The 21,750-nt window shown below is 65.5% G+C and carries 20 protein-coding genes; 14 read left to right on the top strand and 6 right to left on the bottom strand.

The annotated features are described in order from the left end of the window. Positions 1–3: 3 nt before the first annotated feature. Genes AC1D1F_RS11660 through AC1D1F_RS11645 form a run of 4 tightly spaced genes read left to right on the top strand, consistent with a single transcriptional unit; the run spans position 4 to position 3,994 of the window. On the top strand, positions 4–1,971 hold the full coding sequence (locus tag AC1D1F_RS11660) for an NAD-dependent epimerase/dehydratase family protein (protein ID WP_477675842.1): 1,968 nt from the start codon (positions 4–6) through the stop codon (positions 1,969–1,971). Then, the gene (locus tag AC1D1F_RS11655) at positions 1,968–2,867 is read left to right on the top strand and encodes a class I SAM-dependent methyltransferase (RefSeq protein ID WP_477675841.1); all 900 of its coding nucleotides are present in this window, start codon (positions 1,968–1,970) and stop codon (positions 2,865–2,867) included. Before AC1D1F_RS11660 ends, AC1D1F_RS11655 begins: the two co-directional genes overlap by 4 nt. Positions 2,868–2,897: 30 nt before the next feature. Beyond that, positions 2,898–3,641 carry a class I SAM-dependent methyltransferase gene (locus AC1D1F_RS11650; protein ID WP_477675840.1) on the top strand — a complete coding sequence of 248 codons (744 nt, stop codon included), beginning with the start codon at positions 2,898–2,900 and terminating at the stop codon, positions 3,639–3,641. A 35-nt stretch (positions 3,642–3,676) separates the two neighbouring features. Continuing rightward, positions 3,677–3,994: a DMT family transporter gene (locus AC1D1F_RS11645; protein WP_477675839.1), complete on the top strand. Its 318-nt coding sequence runs from the start codon at positions 3,677–3,679 to the stop codon at positions 3,992–3,994. Positions 3,995–4,435: 441 nt separating this feature from the next. On the opposite strand, the gene AC1D1F_RS11640 is transcribed toward AC1D1F_RS11645, so the two are convergent. Beyond that, a complete protein-coding gene (locus tag AC1D1F_RS11640; RefSeq protein WP_477675838.1) occupies positions 4,436–4,858 on the bottom strand; it encodes a VOC family protein in 423 nt (140 codons plus the stop codon). Then, positions 4,855–5,274, bottom strand: a complete 420-nt coding sequence (locus tag AC1D1F_RS11635) for a DUF1801 domain-containing protein (RefSeq protein WP_477675837.1) — start codon at positions 5,272–5,274, stop codon at positions 4,855–4,857. The genes AC1D1F_RS11640 and AC1D1F_RS11635 overlap by 4 nt, the downstream gene beginning before the upstream one ends. Positions 5,275–5,399: 125 nt before the next feature. Here AC1D1F_RS11635 and AC1D1F_RS11630 point away from each other — a divergent pair, with 125 nt between their 5' ends. Beyond that, positions 5,400–6,251 (top strand): metallophosphoesterase, encoded by an 852-nt coding sequence (locus tag AC1D1F_RS11630; RefSeq protein ID WP_477675836.1) that lies wholly within the window; start codon positions 5,400–5,402, stop codon positions 6,249–6,251. 275 nt (positions 6,252–6,526) lie between these two features. Then, entirely contained in the window at positions 6,527–7,078 is a 552-nt protein-coding gene (locus tag AC1D1F_RS11625) for a hypothetical protein (RefSeq protein ID WP_477654425.1), read from the top strand. A gap of 206 nt (positions 7,079–7,284) precedes the next feature. Here the strand turns inward: AC1D1F_RS11625 and AC1D1F_RS11620 are convergent, their stop codons facing one another. Both AC1D1F_RS11620 and AC1D1F_RS11615 read right to left on the bottom strand, forming a co-directional pair. Further along, on the bottom strand, positions 7,285–11,349 hold the full coding sequence (locus AC1D1F_RS11620; protein WP_477675835.1) for a PAS domain S-box protein: 4,065 nt from the start codon (positions 11,347–11,349) through the stop codon (positions 7,285–7,287). A 224-nt stretch (positions 11,350–11,573) separates the two neighbouring features. Further along, positions 11,574–12,518 (bottom strand): LysR family transcriptional regulator ArgP, encoded by a 945-nt coding sequence (locus AC1D1F_RS11615; RefSeq protein ID WP_477684368.1) that lies wholly within the window; start codon positions 12,516–12,518, stop codon positions 11,574–11,576. Between the two features lie 106 nt (positions 12,519–12,624). On the opposite strand from AC1D1F_RS11615, the gene AC1D1F_RS11610 reads away from it, so the two are divergent. Next, positions 12,625–13,974 (top strand): D-amino acid dehydrogenase, encoded by a 1,350-nt coding sequence (locus tag AC1D1F_RS11610; protein WP_477676305.1) that lies wholly within the window; start codon positions 12,625–12,627, stop codon positions 13,972–13,974. Between the two features lie 12 nt (positions 13,975–13,986). On the opposite strand, the gene AC1D1F_RS11605 is transcribed toward AC1D1F_RS11610, so the two are convergent. After that, entirely contained in the window at positions 13,987–14,937 is a 951-nt protein-coding gene (locus tag AC1D1F_RS11605) for a helix-turn-helix transcriptional regulator (RefSeq protein WP_477676306.1), read from the bottom strand. A 126-nt stretch (positions 14,938–15,063) separates the two neighbouring features. On the opposite strand from AC1D1F_RS11605, the gene AC1D1F_RS11600 reads away from it, so the two are divergent. After that, positions 15,064–15,585 (top strand): hypothetical protein, encoded by a 522-nt coding sequence (locus tag AC1D1F_RS11600; RefSeq protein ID WP_477676307.1) that lies wholly within the window; start codon positions 15,064–15,066, stop codon positions 15,583–15,585. A gap of 4 nt (positions 15,586–15,589) precedes the next feature. After that, on the top strand, positions 15,590–16,225 hold the full coding sequence (locus AC1D1F_RS11595) for a LysE family translocator (protein WP_477676308.1): 636 nt from the start codon (positions 15,590–15,592) through the stop codon (positions 16,223–16,225). On the opposite strand, the gene AC1D1F_RS11590 is transcribed toward AC1D1F_RS11595, so the two are convergent. Beyond that, the gene (locus AC1D1F_RS11590) at positions 16,222–16,647 is read right to left on the bottom strand and encodes a VOC family protein (RefSeq protein ID WP_477676309.1); all 426 of its coding nucleotides are present in this window, start codon (positions 16,645–16,647) and stop codon (positions 16,222–16,224) included. The genes AC1D1F_RS11595 and AC1D1F_RS11590 overlap by 4 nt on opposite strands. Before the next feature lie 86 nt (positions 16,648–16,733). Here AC1D1F_RS11590 and AC1D1F_RS11585 point away from each other — a divergent pair, with 86 nt between their 5' ends. The 5 genes from AC1D1F_RS11585 to AC1D1F_RS11565 all read left to right on the top strand — a co-directional run bounded on the left by AC1D1F_RS11585 (position 16,734) and on the right by AC1D1F_RS11565 (position 21,688). After that, positions 16,734–17,300 carry a flavodoxin family protein gene (locus AC1D1F_RS11585; RefSeq protein ID WP_477676310.1) on the top strand — a complete coding sequence of 189 codons (567 nt, stop codon included), beginning with the start codon at positions 16,734–16,736 and terminating at the stop codon, positions 17,298–17,300. Between the two features lie 95 nt (positions 17,301–17,395). Next, a complete protein-coding gene (locus AC1D1F_RS11580) occupies positions 17,396–17,689 on the top strand; it encodes a hypothetical protein (protein WP_477676311.1) in 294 nt (97 codons plus the stop codon). 158 nt (positions 17,690–17,847) lie between these two features. Continuing rightward, a complete protein-coding gene (locus AC1D1F_RS11575; protein ID WP_477676312.1) occupies positions 17,848–18,807 on the top strand; it encodes a MurR/RpiR family transcriptional regulator in 960 nt (319 codons plus the stop codon). Positions 18,808–18,857: 50 nt separating this feature from the next. Next, positions 18,858–19,823, top strand: a complete 966-nt coding sequence (locus tag AC1D1F_RS11570) for an isoaspartyl peptidase/L-asparaginase family protein (RefSeq protein ID WP_477676322.1) — start codon at positions 18,858–18,860, stop codon at positions 19,821–19,823. Further along, positions 19,820–21,688 (top strand): dipeptide ABC transporter ATP-binding protein, encoded by a 1,869-nt coding sequence (locus AC1D1F_RS11565; protein ID WP_477676313.1) that lies wholly within the window; start codon positions 19,820–19,822, stop codon positions 21,686–21,688. The genes AC1D1F_RS11570 and AC1D1F_RS11565 overlap by 4 nt, the downstream gene beginning before the upstream one ends. Positions 21,689–21,750 lie beyond the last annotated feature (62 nt).

Below are 21,750 nucleotides of genomic sequence, written 5' to 3'. Positions count from 1 at the left end.
AAAATGACTCTCGACAACAAGCTTAGAAATCTGGCTGGCCCGGTGCTGGTTCTTGGTGCCAGCGGTTTCATTGGAGCCAACTTGCTACGCCGTCTGCTTGCGGTGCGCAGCGATGTAACCGGCACCGTTTTTTCCGGCGACACCTGGCGTCTCGACGGCGTACCCTCGACCAACATCGCATTCCTGAACCTGCAGGATCCGGTTAGCGTCCGATCGGTGCTACACCGGGTTGGACCAAAGATGGTCTTCGATTGCGCATCCTTTGGGGCCTATTCCTTCGAGCAGAACTATGAGCGCGTCCACGCAACCAACTACCTCAGCTTTATTCGCCTGATGGAAGAGATTGCGGGGATGGAGCTGGCAGCCTTCGTTCACGCAGGCAGTTCGTCGGAATACGGTCTCAACTCAGCAGCTCCCGCTGAAAATGCCTCACTCGTGCCAAACAGCCACTATGCGGTTAGCAAGGTCGCTGCCGGCGCTGCCATTGCTTATTTCGGCAAGGTGCGCGGCGTTCCGGTTACCAACCTGCGTCTCTACTCGGTGTATGGTCCGTTTGAGGACAGCTCGAGGCTCATCCCCGCGCTGTGCGAAGCCAGCCTGCGAGGGGAACTCCCGGTTCTGGCTCGAGCCGAGGTAAGCCGCGACTTCGTGCACGTGGACGACGTCATCGAAGCCTTTGCCGATACCGCGCAGCTGATGGGGCCAAATCTTGCCGGTGAGTCCATCAACATCGGCAGCGGCCGGCCAACCACCCTCGCAGCACTCGCCGACTTGGCCCTCACATCTTTCGGGCTCACTGCCGAACCGCGCTTCAACCCCGCCGCAGGCCGTGCATGGGATACAACAGACAACTGGTACGCAGACACTACCAAGGCAAAACGTCTGCTTGGCTGGTCTGCCAAAGTGGACCTCACAGATGGCCTCAAGAAAACTCGCGATTGGTGGCGAAACTATCTCGTCGATGCAAATTTCACACGACTGACCAAGCGCACACAGCCACGCAAGGAAAAGAACTCCATCTCTGCAGTGATAGCTTGTTATCGTGACGTTCAGGCTATCCCGGTCATGCATGAACGGTTAGTAGCGATGTTCCAGCGAGTGGGGCTTGATTACGAGATTATCTTTGTCAACGACAACTCCCCCGACGATTCCGCTGAGGTGATCCGGGAGATCAGCGCCCGCGACCCCCATGTGATCGGCATCACCCATTCGCGTAACTTCGGCTCCCAAGCAGCCTTTCGCAGCGGCATGGAACTTGCCAGCAAGGAGGCCGTGGTACTGATGGACGGCGACCTGCAAGATCCGCCGGAACTGATCGAAGCTTTCGTAGAGCGTTGGCGCGCAGGTGCGGACGTTGTCTATGGTCGGAGGATAAAACGTGAGATGCCCGTGCTACTCGAGGCCTGTTATCGGGCTTTCTATCGTGTTTTTGCCCTGATGAGCGAGGTCCCCATTCCAAAAGATGCGGGTGACTTTTCTCTGATCGACCGTACCGTCGTGTATTGGCTGCTCCAATGCCAGGAGCGCGACTCGTTCCTGCGCGGACTGCGCGCCTATGTAGGCTTCCACCAGGAAGGGGTGGATTATGTGAGGCCCGAGCGCATGTTTGGTGTCAGCACAAATAACTGGATCAAGAACATCGGTTGGGCCAAGAAAGGCATCTTTTCCTTCTCCCGCATGCCGCTGCACTTGCTTACCGCGGCGGGAGGGGTTGCATCCTTTGCGACAATTTTGCTGGCGATCTTCAGCATCCTTGTACGGGTTCTCAGCCCCGAGACAGTCCCCAAGGGCGTGACCTTTCTATCATTGCTGGTTATGTTTTTCGGTTCCTTCACACTGCTCGGAATCGGTCTTTTAGGCGAATACATAGGCAAGATTTTCGAGGAGATCAAAGCTCGACCAGCCTTCATTCGCCGGAGTCTGATCGTGCACGGTGAGATCCGTCCCGCAGATCCGAGGGGGCAACTTTGAGCGTCGAGCGCGCATGTCCCGTCTGCATGGGCCGCAGCCACGCGCCCTTCGCTGCCGAGCGTATTGATCCCGAGCGGGTCGGAACTCTGACTTACGCATCCCGCAAACCACCGGAATTCATGTGCCTTCGCCTCGTGCGCTGTACCACCTGCGATTTGGTCTACGCGCCTTCGCCTCCGGCCGAGGACTTCCTGCACGCCGCCTACGCTGATGCGGGTTTTGACTCGGGTCCCGAAGCAGTGGCCGCGGCCAAAACATACGCTGACGCTCTTGAGCCCCACTTGCAAGGGCTCACCGTCCGCAACGCTGCAATCGATGTAGGCGCCGGTAGCGGACCGTTCCTTCCTTGGTTGCAGGCCCAAGGATTCACACCGGTGATTGGCATCGAGCCTTCACGGGCAGCTATCGACGCCGCCCCGCCGGCAGCACGCCCCCTGCTTAGGGAGGGAATGTTCTCGGCATCCATGCTTGACGGCGAGACTCCATCCCTCATCTGTTCCTTCATGACGCTTGAACATCTACCTGATCCGGGCGATTTCGTCGCCACCGCCCACAGTCTCCTCGAGCCAGGAGGCGCAATAGCGGTAGTGGTGCATGACTGGCGGGCTCCTCTCAATCGGCTGCTCGGCCTGCGTTCGCCGATCATCGATGTTGAGCACCTCCAACTCTTCAGCCCCCGGGCCCTGCGTGAACTGCTCCAAAGGGCCGGGTTCGAACGCATTGCACTGAGCCCGATCCGCAACGCCTACCCGCTGCGTTACTGGCTTCGACTCACGCCGCTGCCGGATTCTGCAAAAAAAACACTCCTCAGCCTGCTTGAGCGGTCCGGGCTTGCGGACCATACCTTCGCCATAAACGTCGGCAACATGCTCGCTGTCGGCATCAAGCCTCAATGAAATCACGGCCGCCAAGGCTGCCGGCACACTATGACCAAAGTCCAGCCCCCCGACATTAAACGAAATGTTCGTCGCTTTGACGAAGATGTGCGCGAACTCGGGGCTTACGCATATACAGGGGACCGTCTATCGTCTCGCCTCGCCAATGGCCGAATAAGCCGCGCCATCGCCGAATCCTTCGACTTCCGTGGCGCCTCTGTGCTAGACCTAGGTTGCGGCGATGGTGCGTATACCGTCGAATTTGCCCGCCTTGGCGTACGCCAGGTTGTTGGCCTTGACCCAGCCGCCGTGGCCATCGACGCCGCCCGTGCCCGCGCTCAGGCTCTGGGTGTTGCGGACACCGTGCACTTCGAAGTCGGTAATATCTACGTGCTTGACGAATACATCGCTTCCGGGCGATTCGACTGCATCGTAATTCGAGGGGTACTTCATCATCTGCCCGATCCAGCTCGCGCCCTGGCCGGACTGGCCGCATTCGAGGGCACAGTAATTGTGCTCGAGCCCAACGGCAACAACCCGGTCCTTAAGCTCCTGGAACGCTTCTCAAATTATCACATCGAGCACGAAGAACGCTCCTTCCGCCCCGGCTTGATATGCAGCTGGATCACCGCGGCCAGCCTATCTGTACACCGTTGCCGCATGTTAAACCTAGTGCCCTTCTTCTGTCCGGACCCAATCGCCAAAGTCCTGCGAGCGGTCGAGCCGCTTGTCGAACGCATTCCCCTGTTGCGGGACATCGCCTGTGGCCAGAGCATCATCGTCGCTGGCAGATGATGCACGCAGTTTTCCTGGCGGGGATGATCTTGTGCATGACTGCATCCCAGATACTCTTAAAGTTCGCGGGACTGCACTCGTTGACCCATGCCAGTGCGATGGAAGGTTTTGTTCGCAACCCCTGGCTGTGGGCTGCTTTGGGTGCTTCCGCCGGCGGTATTTGCTGCTGGCTGCTGACCCTTCGCCGACTGCCGTTATCGGTAGCCTATCCGTGGACGGCACTTATCTACGGCATCACTCCCCTAGCGGGTGCGTGGATCTTCGCAGAAGTGTTGACCGGTAGCTACGCCGTTGGGATGACGCTCATCCTTGCAGGCGTGGTGCTCACCAGCCGGGGAGTGATGCCGCGATGAGCCCAGCCGAACTCGGGCTCTGCTTAACGTCCCTGGCCTGCAGCAGTGTTTCCCAGCTTTTCATGAAGGGGGCGGCGCTACCCGGTAGCTTCCCGCGACGGCTGGCTCGTCTCGGTGCGGCTGGCAGCCTGCAACTGGTGTCGATTGGCCTCGTGATGCTCGCACTTCAAACCCTCCCTCTTTCCCAACTGGTGCCGTTCGCGGCGGGTGGATACATTCTGGTCCCCCTCGGTAGCCGTCAGCTATTCGGAGAGTGTCTCCATCCACGCTTCTGGGCAGGGGCTCTTTTAATCGTTTCGGGAATCCTATTTACTCAGGGATGGCTTCCGTCCTGAGAGAGCCTTTCTTTGTTGCGATCAGCAGCCAGCCCGGGCAAGGAACGACCTTCACGGTGCGGCTGCCGGCGCCGCTGGCCTGACATCACCCAGGCCCGCGGCGACCCTAATCGGCCAGCTCAAACTGCGGATTCCACGCCACTTCCCAGAGATGGCCGTCCGGATCCTGGAAGTAGCCGGCATAGCCGCCGTAGAAGGTCGCGCTTGCCGGCTTGGTGATCACGGCGCCGGCTTTCGCGGCCTCGGCCATCACCGCGTCCACCTCCTGCTGCGAGGCCACGTTGTGCGCCAGTGAAAAGCCCGGCACCCCGCGCTGCGAGGGCAGCAGGCCGGTGTCGTGCGCCAGGCTGGCGCGCGGCCACAGCGCCAGCTTGAGGCCGGGCTGCAGGTCGAGGAAGACCACGGCGCCGTGCTCGAATTCCTTACCGACGATGCCGGGCGTCGCCAGCCCCAGGCCGTCGCGGTAAAAAACCAGCGAGCGCTCAAGGTCATCAACGCCCAGGGTGATCAGGGTAATGCGCGGTTTCATACGGATTTCCTCCGGTGATACGTCAAGGCCGCCTGGATGCAGAATGCCAGCGCATCACGCGGCAGCGCGTCGGCGGCGTCCAGCACGATGGCCCGGTTTCCTTCATAACGGAGCTCCCGCGGAAACAGCGTGCGGAAGGTGTCCACCAGCGTGGTCTTGCAGTTGAAGTAGAGGGCGTACTGCGAAGGACTGGATTTGACCGGCCCCAGGCGCAGGGTGCTGCCGCTTTTGCTGGCCGACGTGAGGTAGGCAGGTTCCCCCCACTTGAGCGTTTCCTCGATCTCGCCGACGCCGGGCGTGGCGGCCGCAGTGTCCAGGATCAGCCCGCGCAGCAGCATCAAGCGGCGCCGCAAGTCCGGCGGGTAGGCCGCGAAGGTTTGCGCCACGGCGGCGTTCCTGATCTCGATTTGCGTCACAAGCGGCTCCTGTTCCATAGCTTCATGCCCCGCCCCATGGAATCTAGCGCAGTGCAGGGGCGCGCGGTGGCGCAAGCAAAAAGCCCTCGCCCGGAACAGGGCCGGTCTTCCCGCACAATCGACGGGTGAACATCCAGCTCCTGTCCGACCTGCATCTCGAAAGCAACCCCGACTTCACGGCCAGGCCGGTGCCCGGCGCCGACCTGCTGGTGCTGGCCGGCGACATCGGCTCCTACCAGCAGGGCTCGCTGCTGGGAGAACGCGGCGTCGCCGATTTCGGCCTGGCGCGTTTTTCGCCCCTGCCCGTGGCCCAGGGTGGCGCTGGCTGGCCGACCCCGGTGCTCTTCCTGCCGGGCAACCACGAGTACGACGGCCTGGACTTTGACGCCGCCCATGCGCGCTTGCGCGAGACTTGCGAGCGGCTGGGCATGGTCTGGCTGGAACAGGAAATCGTGGTGCTGCGGGGCATCCGTTTTGTGGGCAGCACGCTGTGGACCGACTTCGACGCGCTGAGCGGGGGCCAGGCCCAAGACGCCGATATCACGCTAGGCGAACAGCTGAAGGCGCGCGAGAAAGCCTTTCGCGCGGCCAATTTCTACCTCAGCAAAAATCATTCGTTCAGGGGCGGGCAGCCGCTGCTGGCGGCCGACGTGCGCGAGCAGGGCCTGAAAAGCCAGGCCTGGCTGCGGCAGGCACTGGCCCAGCCCTTTGACGGCCTCACGGTGGCCGTCACTCACTTCGCGCCCAGCCTGCTGAGCGCCGACCCGCGCTACGGCCTGGCACCGGGCACGGCGGGGTTTTGCAACGCCCTCGATGAACTGCTGCCGCTGGCCGACCTGTGGCTGCACGGCCATTTGCACTGCGCGATCGACTACACCAGCCGTGGCTGCCGCGTCGTCGCCAATCCGCTGGGCTATGCGCGCAAGGGCGAGCAGGAGGGTTATTTACCTGAACTGCTGATCGGCATCGGCCAATAGCTCAACAGTCCAAAGCATTCTTATCAGCGCGCTGTCCGCACGCCGCTGCTGACTAAAGTCATAACGCCATGGCGCATTCGGCCGCGCCACTTTTTTTTGAACTTCCCGCGCGGCGCATGACCCAACAAGGGCCTGCAACGCGGAAGCAAAGCGTCATCACAAGGTGATAACACTTTGTTCCAATTGTGGGTTTGCGCGCCGTTCGGCTTGCATGTATCTTGCATGAAGGGTTCATGCAGGACTTCCTGCACCGCACCCTTATCGGGGAGAGCACCATGAAAAGCAATGTGTCCTATCTTGGCGCCTGGCTTGCCGCCGCCGGCCTGGCCTTTGCACTCGCGCTTGCGGCGCCCAATGACTCCAGCGTGATGGGTCGCCTGCCGGCCTTCATGGCGCAAACCCTGCTGCGACAGCCGGTCACCGTGCCCGAGGGCCTGCCCTCCGACCGCACCCTCGCCCTCATCACCTTCAAGCGCGGCCAGCACGCCCAGGTCGAGAGCTGGATCCAGGGCATGAATTTGCGCAACGACCCTTCGATCACCTGGATGCGCATGCCGGTGGTCAACGACCCCGGCACGATGACGGGCCGCAGCGCGGTCGAAAACCGCTTGCTCCAGCATTACCCGGCCGACACCGAGCGGGCCAAACTGGTGCCGGTGTTCACCGACCGCGCCAGCTTCGTGCGCTCCGCCGGCCTGGGCAGCACCGACCAGGTCTATGCCGTGGTGGTCAACCGCCAGGGCGAGGTGCTGGCCCGGGTTGAAGGGCAGTTTGATGCCGACAAGGCACAGACCCTTCGCGAGACACTCCAACAGAAAACCTTTTAGTCAGCGCTCCTCACTTCGTGCAATGCACGGCGTCCCAGGCGCGATGCGAAGCGAGCCGCTCAATACCAGCAGGGGGCCGCGGGACTGGCTTTGCCAGACCGCAGGCGCCGCCCCCTTGAGGGGGGAACAGGCTACACGTAGTGAGCTTGGACAGGGGTGCATCACTTTTGGGGGAACAGGCTACACGCAGTGAGCCTGGACGGGGGTTACACCGTCTCCACACCCAGCGTGAAATAAAACGTCGCACCTTTATCCGGCTGTGACTCGGCCCACACCTTGCCGCCGTGGCGCGCGATGACGCGCTGCACCGTGGCCAGGCCGACACCGGTGCCGGCGAACTCGGACAGCGCATGCAGGCGCTGGAAGGCGCCGAACAGTTTTTCGACATAGGCCATGTCAAAGCCCGCGCCCCTGTCGCGCACGAAGTACACCGTCTCGCCGTCCTTGCCGGTTTCGCGGCCGAAGCTGATCTCGGTGTATTCCTGCTTGGCGCTGAACTTCCAGGCATTGCCGATCAGGTTGTCGAGCACCTGCTTGAGCAGCCGCGGGTCGCCCTGGCCCGTCACGCCGGGTTCGACATGCAGGCGCACGGCACGGTCGGGTTCGCGCTCGCGGTAGCCGGCCAGCAGGGCTTCGGCCACCGCGCTGAGGTCGACCCGCTCCCAGCGCAGGCTGGAGCGCGACACCTGCGCCAGCGTGAGCATCGCGTCGATCAACTCGCCCATTTGTGAAACCCCCGCGCGTATGCGCGCCAGGTAATGCCGGCTGCGTTCGGTCAGGGGGCTGCTTTCGGCCTTGGCCATGGCCCGCTCAAGCAGGTCGCTGAAGCCGTCAACAGCGCTCAGCGGGCTGCGCAGGTCATGCGACACCGAGTAGGAGAAAGCCTCCAGCTCCTTGTTGGCGAATTCGAGCTGGGCGGTGCGCTGCTGCACGCGTTCCTCCAGGCTGGCATTGAGCCGCAGGATTTCCTCGCGCGCGCGCTTGCGTTCGTGGATGTCGGTGTTGATGCCCAGCACCCCGTTGACCTGGCCCCGCTCGTCGCGCACCACCGTCCAGCGCGCTTCGATGCACACCATCGAGCCGTCGCGTGCGCGCTGCTCGAGTTCGCCGCTCCAGTCGCCCTCATTGGCCACCGTACGGGCCATGCTGTCGATCAGCACCTGGGGATCGGCGTACATGAACGTTTCCATGCTCTTGCCGAGCACCTCTTCGGCCGTCCAGCCGTAAAGGCGCTCGGCGCCCTTGTTCCAGAAGCGTATGGTCCGGTCGAGGTTGCGGACCATGATGGCGTCCTGCGCCCGGTCCAGCAGCGAAGCCTGCTCGCGTATCTTGATGACGGCCTGACGCTCGGCCTCCTGGCTGCGCCGGCGTTCCAGCCGCGCGCGCAAGCCGATCACGCCGAAAGCCAGGTTGTCCGCGAGCTCCTGCAGCAGCCTGACCTCATCGGCGCTGAAATTCTGCGCCTCGCCCGAATACAGGCACAGCACGCCGAAGCTGCGCGGGCCGTCGCGCAGTGGCAGGCAGATCGCGCTGAGGAACCCGCGCTCCAGGGCCGGCGCGTGCCAGTAGAACCGGCTCTCGGCCTGACTGATGTCGCCGGTCTGCTGGGGCTGCCCGCTGCGCACGGCCTGGCCCGCCGGGCCCTGGCCGGTGGCATCGTCGTCGCGCCAGCTCAGGCGGATCGCCGCAAGATAGCCGTTTTCTTCGCCGGCGTGGGCCACGGGCAGGATGCGGCGCTCCGCGTCGTCCTGCGCATAGCCCACCCAGGCCATGCGATAGCCCCCCACGTCGACGGCGACGCGGCATACCTCGGCCAGCAGTTCGCTTTCCTCGTCCACGCGGTTGATGGCGATGCAGGAGCGGCTCAGCATCTGCAAGGCCCGGTTGGTGCTGGCCAGCGCCAGGTCGGCGAGCTTGCGGTCGGTGATGTCGCGCGCCGTGCCCACCACACGCTCCAGCTCGCCGGAAGCACCCATTACCGGGTAGGCGTGGTCCCGTATCCAGCGTATCTGGCCGTCCGTGGACAGGATGCGGTATTCGGTGTCGGAGGCTTGCCCGATGCGATTGCGCTTCCTGGCCTCCTTGAGCAAATGGGTGTCCTCCGGCAATGCGACATCGGCGTACGAAAGAGGGTCGGCAAACAGGCTTTCGCGGCTGCGGCCCCAGATCTTTTCATAGGCGGGGCTGATGTAGAGGAGACGGCCGGAGCGCGGATCCACGTTGTAGAAAACGTCCTGGATGTTTTCCGCCAGTTCACGAAAGCGCGCCTCGCTGCTGACCAGGGCCGCCTCGGCGCGCACGCGCGCCAGCGCGATGCCGGCCAGGCGCGCGGCGATGGCGATCAGCTCGATCTCAGCGGTCTGGGGCCTGCACGGGTAAGCGCGGTAGATCGCGAACGTCGCGAGCACCTCGCCGTCGGTCGACACCACCGGCATGGACCAGCAGGCCCGCAGGCCGTGCTCCCGCATCAGCTCGCGGTAGTCCTGCATCAGCGGGTCGCTCTGCGTGTCTTCCACCACCACCAGCTGGTTGCGGAACGCCGCGGTGCCGCAGGCGCCCACGCCCTCGTTGGCAAGCAGGCCCTCGATGGCCTGGTTGTAGCGGTCGGGCAGGCTGGGCGCGGCTCCCAGGTGCAGCTTGCCGTCCTCCAGCAGCAGGATGGAGCACAGGCTGTCCGGCGAGCTGTCTTCGATCAGGCGAACGATGGCTTCCAGTGACTGTGCCAGGGGCGCCCCGCCGGCGATCAGGGCCAGCACCTGCTCCTGCGCCCGCGCGAAGTTTTCCGCCGCCTTCTGGGCGGTGATGTCGTTGAACACGACCAGGCCGCCCATCAGCATGCCGGCGGCGTCGCGCAGCGGCCGGGTGCTGATGCGCAGCACCCTGTCTTCCGCGCCGGGCCGGCGAAACACCAGGTCCCAGTTGTCGATGCGGATGCCGCGCGCGGCCTGGGTCAGCGGGCGTTCGGGCGTGGGGTAGGGCGTCCTGCCGTCCAGCATCAGCAGTTCATGGCCGCGGCGCCAGTCCTCGATCCGCATGCCGGGATCCGGCGCCGCGTTGAACAGCACCCGCGCCGTGGCGTTGAACAGCAGGAAGCGGCCTTCGGTGTCCGTGGCGATCACCCCCTCGTTCATGCTGTTGAGGATCAGGTCCAGCAGGGACCGCTCCTTGTCGACGCGGTCCAGCATGGCGTCGAGCTCCCGCTGCCGGGCTTGCAGCGACTCGGCCATGCGGTTGAAGGTGAGCCCGATTTCGCCGAGCTCGCCCTGGTACAGCGGCCCCAGCTTCACGCGTGCGCCCAGGTTGCCCTGGGCCACCTCGTCGGCTTCTCTCAGGATGGCCTTGGCGGGGTTGACGATCAGCCGGTTGCCCATCCAGCGCGCGCAGGCCACGCCAACCAGCGCCATCGCCGCCAGCGCCAGCAGTTCGAGAACCAGGTCCTCATGGCTGGGCGCCGCGATCACCGCTTCCGGAACGCTGATCGCCACCATCAAGCCCTCGCGTCCTCCGCCCGGCACGGGCGCCACGGCATAGACCCGCGGCGCGCCCTGCATGCCCGCCGCATGCTGCACCCCTTGCCGGCGCTCCCGCACCGCCTGTTGCACGTTGGGGTCCGGGTGCGGCTCGCCCAGCCAGGACGGCGCCGGCGGGGACACCGCCAGCACCGTGCCGTCCCGGTCCAGCACGGACAGGCGGGCGCCCGGCATGGTGGGTGCCTCCGCCAGCGATTCCGCCAGCGCGGGCAGCCCCAGCACCGCGAAAGCCACGCCGCTGATGTTCCCGGCTTCGTTGCGCACGGGCACTGCGAAACCGATGCCGGGACGCCCGCTGGCGCGGCCCGTGGCATAACGGCCCGCCGCGAAACGCTGGCCCGCCATGACCTGCTTGAAATAAGGCCGGTCATCGATACGCAGGCCGTTGGTCGTACCCAGTGCGTCGCACAGCAAGGTACCGTCGGACGCGGCCAGGCCCATGTTGGTGATTTCGGGATGCTCCGCGTGGAGGTTTTTCAGGTGTTGGCCGCACAGGCCGGGCACCAGGTTTTTGATGTGCGGCCCGCTGGCAATGCCGTTGAGCAGCTCGTGGACCATGTCCACCGTGCGCTGCTCGCGGGTCGAGAGCATCAGGACATCCGACAGCAGGTCCGACTGCGCCAGCCGCAACGCGGCCCTGTGGCTTTGCTCCGCGGAATAGACAAGCAGGCCGAAGACGGGGAGCAGCGCGAGCAGCACCAGCAGAACCAGACGGGTACGCAGCCCGAGCCATCCCAGCATTCCTGTTACCTTGTGCCTTTCCCTGCCATGCCGCGGCGCGCCCTGCATAGTTTCTGCAGTGTGCGCACGCACCCGGCTTTTGTAAATGGGATTAGTCCCCGAATTGAGGCCTTTAGTGGCAGTCTTCGGCGCTGTCCTACAGGGTCAGGCTTGGCCGTGCGGCGGGAAATTGAATACCAAGGGGCTGGTTCCAGCCCCAAGCATCGCCGTGCCGCAGCGCTGCGTTACGGCACCAGCGACTGGGCTGCCGACTGCTTGAGCGCGGCCGTCAGGGCGTCCAGAACCTCGGACTCCAGGTTCCAGCAATGCCAATAGAGCTGGATGGGCAGCGTGTAATGGGGCGCCACATTGACGAGCTGGCCCTGGTCAATGAGGCCCTGCGCGAGCAGGCGCGGCACCACGCTGACGCCCCAGCCCGCCAGCACGGCCCTGACCATGCCTTCCGACGAGGGCACGAACAGCTGGTTCAGGGTGACGCGCTTGAGCCCGAAGGCCTTGCTGACAAAATCGACCGGCAACTCGTCCTTGCGATTGAAGGCGATGAAGGGCACCTCGCGGAAGTTGTACTGCGTCAACCCGGGCGCGGCCTGCCTGTCGCCCGCGCCGTCGCGCAGGCCGAGGCGGTTTTGCGCAAAGGCCGGCGCCGCCACCGCGATGTACTGCATCGCGCCCAGCGGCTCCACCTTGCAGCCGCGCAGCGCCTGCTTGAGCGTGGTCACGCAGCCCAGCACCTGGCCTTCGCGCAGCCATTCATGGGTGAAATTCTGGTCGTCGTGGATGATCTCCATGGGCAGGCCCTGCTGCACCAGTTCGGTCAGGGCCGGCAAGGCCCAGGTGGCGATGCTGTCGGCGTTGATGGCGATCGAGATGCGCTCTTCCTCGCGCGCGCCGCCCAGCGAACTGGGCGCCAGTTCTTTCAGGTCGCGCTCCAGGTCGGCGCGCAACAGGCGCAACATTTTGGTGTGTTTGAGCAACAGCTGGCCGGCCGAGGTGGGTTTCAGCGGGCGGCTGCGCACGATCAGCACGGTGCCGACCTGGGCCTCCAATGCCCGCAGGCGCTGCGAAACCGCCGACTGGGTGATGGACAAGCGCTGGGCCGCGCGCTCAAAACCGCCCTCTTCGACAATCGCCGCCAGGCATTCAAGCGCATCAGGGTCAAAAGTGCTCATCCGTCATCCCTTTGTATTAGCTGTTCTGATGTTTTCACTGAGAGTTTAATTTTTCTATTAATTGAAAGCAACATCCTTCACACTTGAAGCTTCCAAAGGGGTTCGGATGAAAGTAGTCGTTTTAGGGGCGGGCATCATTGGCGTGAGCACCGCCTGGCATCTGCTTGAGCGCGGCCATGAGGTCACGGTGGTGGACCGCCAGCCCGGGGCCGCGCTGGAAACCAGTTTCGGCAACGCGGCGCAGATTTCCGTCAGCTATTGCGAGCCCTGGGCCAACAAGGACGCGCCGCTCAAGGCGCTGAAATGGATGTTCCGGGACGACGCGCCGTTGCTGTTCCGTCCGCAGCTGCCCTTCGGCGAAGGCTGGCAGCAGTGGCGCTGGGGCCTGCAGTTCCTGGCGCAATGCAATGACACCGCGTTCGAGCGCAACGTGCAGCAGCTGGTGGCGCTGGGCGCCTACAGCCACGCGGCGCTCAAGGACGTGGTGGCCGCCACCGGCATCGAATACAACCGGCTTGAGCGCGGCATCGCGCACTACTTCACCGACCCCAAAACCTTCGACACGGCCGGCGAGGCCGCGGCCCTGATGCGCAAATACGGCGTGGCGCGCCGCGTGGTGAGCACGGCCGAACTGCTGGCCATAGAGCCGGCCTTCAAGTCCTTCGCGCACCGCATCGTGGGCGGCACTTACACCGCCAGCGACGAAAGCGGCGACGCCCGTGTCTTCACCCAGGCGCTGGCACAGCGCTGCGCCGACCGGGGCGCGCGTTTCCTCTACGGCCACGACATCGAGCGGCTGGAAAAAACCGGCGGCGCCATCGAGTCCGTCGCCGTGCGGCCGCGCACCATCCGCGGCGAGAACGAAGAACTGGTCCGGCTCAAGGCCGACGAAATCGTCGTGGCCTGCGGCTCTTACACGGCGCCGCTGCTGCGCAGCGTGGGCGTCGACCTGCCCATCTATCCGGGCAAAGGTTACAGCGCCACCTTCAAGCTGCTCAAGCCGGAACTCGCGCCTTTTGTCAGCACCATCGACGACGAAGTCAAATGCGCCATGAGCCGGCTCGGCGGCCATTTGCGCGTGGCCGGCACCATCGAGGTCGGCGGCTATGACCTCTCGCTGGACACGCCGCTGGCCAAGGCCCGCTGCAAGATGCTGGCCGAGCGCATCGAAGAAGTGCTGCCGGGCGTCTGCGACACCCGCCTTGAAGAGCAGGGCGGCACGCCGCAGTTCTGGACCGGCCTGCGCCCCGCCACGCCCACCAACATCCCCTACATCGGCAAGACCAAAGTGGGCAGGCTGTGGGTCAACGCCGGGCACGGCACGCTGGGCTGGACGCACGGCGCGGGCTCGGGCAAGGCCATCGCCGAGCTGATCAGCGGTGAAGTCCCGGCCATGAATTTCGGCTTTTACGGCCAGGATCGCGGCGGCGGCCGTTTGCAAACCAAGACCGCCTGATCCCCCATCGCTTTACGCCGCGTGCTGTGCCAGCGTCCGCTCGGCATGCTCGCGCAGCGCGACGCGCAACTCACCGGGCTCCTGCACGTCGAACGGAAAAGACAGGCACATCAGCTGCCGCGCGAACCAGCCCAGGTGGTCGGTCTGGCTGTGCAGCAGCACGCCCTCCTCGCTGGGCTGGAACACACCGACGCTGTCGGGCAGCTCCCTTTGCGCGGTCTGCAGGTCGGTGCGCAGCAACAAGCGCACGGTGTTGCTGCGCGGCATGGTGGCCAGCCCCAGCGCCAGGTGCTGCACCGCATCGAAGTCGGCCGGCGGGGTGAACACCACGTTGAGCGCTTTCACCTCGCGCACCCGGTCCAGCCTGAATGAGCGCAGCGCGCCGCGCAGGTGGCACCAGCCCGCCGCATACCATCGGCCGCGGCGAAACACCAGGCCGTAGGCATCGAAGTCGCGCTCCGTGACCTCACCCTCGGCCGACTGGTAAGCCATGTGTACGCGCTGCCAGCCGTGGGCGGCGGCGCTCAGGGCCAGCAAGGCGGTGTTGTCGCCGGGCGCGTCCGCGGGGCGCAGGTCCAGCGTCACCGTCTCGCCCAGGCCGCGTATGCGGTTTTTCAGGTTGTGCGGCATCACGCGCTCGAGCTTGGCCTGCGCACTTTGCGCGGCCGGCGCGGCCTCGGCCAGCCCCAGGCTGCGCGCGGCCAGCAGGCCTATCGACAGCGCCAGGGCCTCGTCGTCGGTGAACATCATGGGCGGCAGCTTGAAGCCGGCGATCAGGCTGTAGCAGCCGTAGCGTCCGCGCTCGGCCACCACCGGGATGCCCAGGTCTTCCAGCTTGGCGATATAGCGGCGCAGCGTGCGGCCATCGACCTCCAGCCGCCGCGCCAGTTCGGCGCCGCTCATGCGTCCATGGGACTGCAGCAGTTCCAGCACGGTCAATACACGGGTGGTCGGGGAGTACATGGCGAAAAGTCTAGCGCTTTATTAGGGCCGAAATAGCCCTATTACATCCATAGACTGGGTTTTTCCACAGCCACCCAGCACCCTCCACGCATCATCACGGGGCACCACAAGCGCTTGATCCACACCATGAACAGCACCCTGACCAAACCCCTGGACCTGCCGCAGCTCAGCGACGGGCGGCACGACTTCAACTTCATCACCGGGCGCTGGCTGGTCAGCAACAAGCGGCTCAAAAAGCGCCTGGCGGGCTGCACCGACTGGGAGCGTTTCGAGGCCGTGCAGGACGGCGCACTGCTGCTGGGCGGGCTGGGCAATATGAACGACCTGGTCGCCGAGGGCAACCGGACCATAGGCATGGCGCTGCGTTTTTTCAGCCCGCAGACGCGGCTCTGGAGCATTTATTGGGTCAGCCACAGCGACGGCCTGATGCAGCCGCCCGTGGTGGGGGCGTTTGCCGAAGACGGCACAGGCCGCTTCGAGGGCAGCGACATGCACGAGGGCCGGCCGGTGCGCGTGCGTTTTACCTGGTCCGGCATCACGCCCGTCAGCGCACGCTGGGAGCAGGCTTTTTCCGAGGACAGCGGCCGCCACTGGGAAACCAACTGGGTGATGGAACTGGCCCGGCCCGCCTATTCCGCGCTGCGCTAAGACCATGGACCAGTTCGCCCACCTCTGGCTGTTTTTCCTGATGGTGCTGGGCATCATCATCCTGCCCGGCATGGACATGGCCTTTGTCATGGCCAGCTCGCTGACCGGCGGGCGCCGCGCCGGCCTCTTCGCGGTCGGCGGCATCGTGGCCGGCGGTGTCTGCCACGTGGTGGCCGGCGCACTGGGGCTGGGCCTTGTGCTGCGGGTGGTGCCCGGCATGGTCAATGTGATGCTCGTTGCGGGAAGCCTCTACATCGCCTGGATAGGCTGGTCGCTCACGCGCAGCACCTCGGTATTCGGCAGCCTGCCCTCGCTGGCGCAAACCCCGCCGTGGCGCACCTTCCGGCAGGCCGCGCTGACCTGTTTACTCAATCCCAAGGCCTATTTGTTCATGCTGGCGATTTTTCCGCAGTTCCTGCGACTGGAATACGGCTCGCTGTGGATACAGGCGGTGGCGCTGGGACTCATCATCGCTTTGACCCAGACCGGTATTTACGGCTCGCTTGCATTGGCCGCCGCCGGCGCGCGCCAGTGGCTGGCCGACCGGCCGGCCGCCAGCGTGGTGATGGCGCGGGGGGTGGGCGCCGTGCTGATCGTCTGCGCGGCCTTCACGGCCTGGCAGGGCTGGGCACGCTTTTAGGCTTGGGCGCCGCCCGCGGGCCAGGGCGGGCCCTTCAATTCCACGGTATTGCCTTCGGGGTCCTTGAGGTAGATCGAAGGCCCCTCGCCCTCGGCGCCGTAGCGCGACTCCACCGGGCCCGCCTCCACGCCGTGGGCCGCCAGGTGGCGGCGTATGGCCCCGGCGTCGAAGGGCTCCACGCGAAAGCAGACATGGTCGACGTTGTGGCCTTCCTTGCCAGGCGCCGCGCCGCCGGCCCGGCCCAGGGTTCCGTCCACCGGCACCAGGTCCACCAGCGAACGCCCGGCGCGCAGTTGCACCAGGCCGATCGCATCCTGCCGGCGCTCCAGGCTGCAGCCCAGCACCTGCTGGTAAAACTGCAACATTCCCATCAGGTCCGAGACCCGCAGGACGATGTGGTCGATGTCGCGAATACGGATCATGGCGGGGCGGCCCAGGTGAAACGGGGCTTTATTCTGGCACGCGGGCCCAGACCCCGCGCAGGCAAGGGCCCGCGGCTGCCGCTACCATGGCCGCCATGAATGCCAAGCCCCAATTCCTTTTCCTGACCACCTCCACGCGCGAACCCGGCGCGCTGGGCAACACCGAATGGCTTGCGCAACAGGCCGCCGCGGCCTTGCCGGCCGGCACACCCCAGACCTGGCAGCATTTGCCCTCCCTGCAAATGCCGCTGTTTGTGGACCAGCGCCACACCACAGGCCAGTACCCCATGCCCGAAGGCGACATGAAAACCCTGCTGGACGCGACGCTGGCAGCGACCGACATCGTGTTCGTGGCCCCGGTCTACTGGTACAGCATCCCCGCGCCGCTGAAGATCTACCTGGACCACTGGAGCGCCTGGATGCGCGTGCCCGGCCTGCCCTTCAAGGAAGAAATGGCGAAAAAGACGCTGTGGCTGGTCACCACCAGCGGCGACCGCGCCAAGGCCCAGCCCATGGTCGATTCAATCCGGCTGTGCGCGCAGTTCATGGCCATGAACTACGGCGGTGAACTGTGGGGCAAGGGCGGCCCGCCCGATGCGGTCAAGGCCGACGCGGCGGCTGTGGCGCAGGCCGCGAGCTTTCTGGCGTCCTGAAGGCCTCGGCGAAGCTGTTTCAAGTGGCCTTCTCCTACAGGCCATGATTTTCCGGGCTGACAAGGCCGGCGCGGCAGGACGCTCAGAGTCGTCCCATGACCCCTAAAAACACGCCCTCGAACAGCAGTCCACAACCGGCCTCCAGCAAAGGCATGCCGGCGAAGGATCCGCGCGCACAACGCTCGCGCCCCGGCGAGCAGGACACCCTGAAGGACGGCGCCGTCGAGTCCAGCCTGGAACTGCCGCACGAGCGTGACCAGGCGGTGGACATGACGAATGCCAAACCGAATCCCGTCGTCGAGCAGGCGGGGCGCGACCTGAAGCGCGGCGTCAAGGACACCAGCAAAAGCGTGGAGATGGACCGCACCTATAAAAAGCTCGGGTCCTGACGCATCCCTGCCCCGCCGGACGGCGGGCACCCTCAGCCCACTACAGAAACCGAAACCGCAAATGCGTTGCCGCCCTGAATTCGATTGGAAATGATCAAATATTTCGCTATGATGAATTAGTTTGTAAATTTATATACATTTAATTCAGCTCCGACCTGATGGCGACATTCCCCGGCAATCCTTCGATGGCACAGCGCATTGGGCGCTTGCTGCCGACGCTGACGCGCTCCCACCGGCAGATGGCCGACTATGTGCTGGCCCACCCCTTGCAGGCGGCCACCATGCCCATCGACGAACTGGCCGCCACGCTGGGGGTTTCCGTGGCCACCGCCAACCGCTTCGCCCGGGCGCTGGAATTTGACGGCTACCCGCAGTTCCGCGCCGCGCTGGTGCTGGGCTTCGAAGCCACGCTGGCCCCGGTCGAGAAGCTGCGCAACAAGCTGGAGCATTCCGCCACGGTGGCCGACGTGTTTGCGTCCGCCCTGGCGCAAACCCAACGCAACATCGAACTGACACGCCAATCGCTGGACGCCCAGAGCTGCGAGCAGGCGGTGGCGGCGATCCTGAAGGCACGGCGCATCTACATCGCCGGCTTTGGCAGCAGCAGCTGGCTGGGTGGGCTGCTGCAGCGCTCGCTGGACCCTTACTGCGACAACGTCCAGCTGCTGGCCAGCGTGGAAAGCTCTTCGTACGGCGCGCGCGTGCTGTCCCGCCTCAAGCCCGAAGACCTGCTGATCGCCATCGCTTACCCGCGCTATTTCGGCGACACCATCCTGCTGGCGCGCCGCGCGCGCGATGCCGGCGTGCCGGTGCTGGCGCTGACCGACCGCGTGACATCGCCGCTGGCGCCCCTGGCCACCGTCGCGCTGTATGCCCATACCGAAAGCCAGTATTTCGCGAACTCCGAAGCCACCGTGCTGGCCCTGATCGAAGCCTTGTGCAGCGCCGTCGCCCACAGCGGCAAAGGCTCGCTCATGGCGGCGACACAACTCGCCGAGTCGGTGCTGCCCTGGTTGCACGGCAACCACGCCGGCCGGCTGCGCGCCGATGCGGACAGCGCAGCACCGCCTTCCCGCAAAGCCCGTACCCCACCCAAATTGCCAAAGGTTTCCAAGTGACACGGCCCCAGCCTCTCCCCCTTATCGCCATCCACGGCGGCGCCGGCACCATGAGCCGCAGCCACATCAGCGCTGAGCAAAACGCGGCCTACCATGCCGCCCTGCAGGCCATCCTGCGGCCCGCGCAGCTGCTGCTGGCCGATGGCGGCAGCGCACTGGATGCGGTCAGCCTGGCGGTGGAGCTGCTCGAGGACTGCCCGCTCTTCAACGCCGGGCACGGCGCCGTCTTCACCCACGACGAAACCCATGAGCTCGACGCCGCCGTGATGGACGGCGCGACCCTGCGCGCCGGCGCGGTGGCCTGCGTGAACCGTGTGCGCCGCCCGGTGCGCGCGGCGCGTGCCGTGATGGAACACAGCGAGCATGTGCTGCTGGTGGCCGCCGGCGCTGAGGCCTTCGCTGAAGAGCAGGGACTGGAAATGGTTTCGCCCGATTATTTTTCGACCGAGGCCCGCCGCGAGCAGCTGCGGCGCGCACTCGCGACCGACGCTGCCGTGCTGGACCACGACGGCGCGGCCCTGGTGTTCCGCTCAGGCGCGGCCGGCGCGCCGCCCCTGGACGAAGGCCGCAAATTCGGCACCGTGGGCGCCGTCGCCCTTGATGCGCAAGGCAACCTGGCCGCAGCCACCTCCACGGGCGGCATGACCAACAAGCGCGCCGGCCGGGTCGGCGACACGCCCCTGATAGGCGCCGGCACCTATGCCGACAACCGCACCGCCGCGATTTCCTGCACCGGCACCGGCGAAATGTTCATACGCACCGCGGCAGCCTACGACATCTGCGCGCGCATGGCCTACGCCGGCATGTCGCTGGATGCGGCCGCCCGGGAAGTGGTCATGAAAGTACTGCCCGCCATCGGCGGCCGCGGCGGCCTGATCGCCGTCGATGCGCAGGGCAACCTGAGCCTTCCTTTCAACACCGAGGGCATGTACCGCGGCTGGGCCCGCGTGGGCGAGGCGCCGGTGAGCGCGATTTACGCCGACGAAGCCAAAGACACCGACGGATGCGCCGCATGAGCTCCTTGCCAGACCGCCAGCGCGTCATCGAGGTCCAGGACCTCAGTGTGAGTTTTGCCAATGAGCAGCGCACCGTGCACGCGGTGCGCAATCTCGGCTTTCACGTCGACGCCGGGGAGACGCTCGCCATCGTGGGCGAATCCGGCTCCGGCAAATCGGTGTCCTCGCTGGCCCTCATGCGCCTGGTGGAGCAAGGCGGCGGACGCCTGGGCAGCGGCAGCATGTGGCTGACGCGCCGCAACGGCGAGCGCCTGGACCTGGCGCGCGCTTCGCAATCGCAGATGCGCAGCCTGCGCGGGGCCGACCTCGCCATGGTGTTCCAGGAGCCCATGACCTCGCTCAACCCGGTGTTCACCGTGGGCGAGCAGATCGCCGAATCGATACGCCTGCACCAGGGGCTTTCGCGCAAGGCGGCGCTGGCCGAAGCGCTGCGCATGCTCGACCTGGTCCGCATTCCGGAAGCCAGGAACGTGCTGGGACGCCATCCGCACCAGCTGTCGGGTGGCATGCGCCAGCGTGTGGTGATCGCGATGGCGCTGGCCTGCAAGCCCACGCTGCTGATCGCCGACGAACCCACCACGGCACTTGACGTGACCATCCAGGCGCAGATCCTCGCGCTGATCCAGCAGTTGCAGCGCGAACTGGCCATGGCGGTGATCTTCATCACCCACGACATGGGCGTGGTGGCCGAAATTGCCGACCGCGTGCTGGTGATGTATCGCGGCGACAAGGTGGAAGAAGGCGACTGTGCCAGCCTCTTCGCCAGGCCGCAGCAGCCTTACACCCAGGCCTTGCTGGCGGCGGTGCCCCGGCTCGGGGCCATGCACGGGCAGGACCTGCCGGCGCGCTTTGCAGTGCCGGGCGCGCCGCAGGGCAAAGATGGCGAAGGCGGCCAACCCCTCAGCGCCGCAGACACCGTGCGCCACGACCTGCCGCCAGTCCTCAAGGTGCAGGACCTGGTCACGCGCTTTCCGCTGGCGGGCGGCCTGTTCGGGCGCGCGCAACGGCAGGTGTATGCGGTGGAGCAGCTCAGCTTCGAGCTCAAGGCCGGTGAAACCTTGTCGCTGGTCGGCGAATCAGGTTGCGGAAAATCCACCACGGGCCGTTCGCTGGCCCGGCTGCTGGAATTCAACAGCGGGCAGGTCGAGGTCGCGGGGCGCGACATCTCGGCGCTCAAGGGTCGGGCCCTGCAGGCCTTGCGCCGCGATATCCAGTTCGTGTTCCAGGACCCCTTTGCCTCGCTCGATCCGCGGCTGACGGTGGGCTACTCGGTCATGGAACCCATGCTGATCCACAAGCTCGCCTCGCCCGAGGAGGCGCAGGAACGCGTGCGCTGGCTGCTGGGCAAGGTGGGCTTGCCGGCCGAAGCGGCCCATCGCTACCCGCACGAATTCTCCGGCGGGCAACGCCAGCGCGTGGCGATCGCGCGGGCACTGGCGCTCAACCCCAAGGTGGTGATCGCCGACGAGGCGGTGTCGGCGCTGGACGTGTCGATCCGCGCGCAGATCATCAACCTGATGCTGGACCTGCAGCAGGAATTCGGCGTCGCCTTCCTGTTCATCTCGCACGACATGGCGGTGGTCGAGCGCATCAGCCACCGCGTGGCCGTGATGTACCTGGGCCAGATCGTGGAAATCGGCCCGCGCCGCGCCGTGTTCGAGAACCCGCAGCACGCCTACACCCGGCGCCTGCTGGCGGCCGTGCCGGTGGCCGACCCGGCCCGCCGCGGCGGCGTGCGCGAACTCATGGCCGACGAGATTCCCAGCCCCATACGCGCCATGGGCGACGCCCCGCAAGTGGCGCCGCTGCACCAGGTGGCGCCGGGGCATTTTGTCGCGCGGCATTCGGTGGGAGGCCCTTATTGACCACCCTCATTGACCACCACCCCGCCTTTCGCATTGTCTTTTTGTCTCCCGTGTTTGCCCCT

The organism is Polaromonas sp. P1_H6, assembly GCF_056405195.1.
Note: the sequence above shows the minus strand (reverse complement) of the source record. Positions and strands in the feature narration are given on the sequence as shown.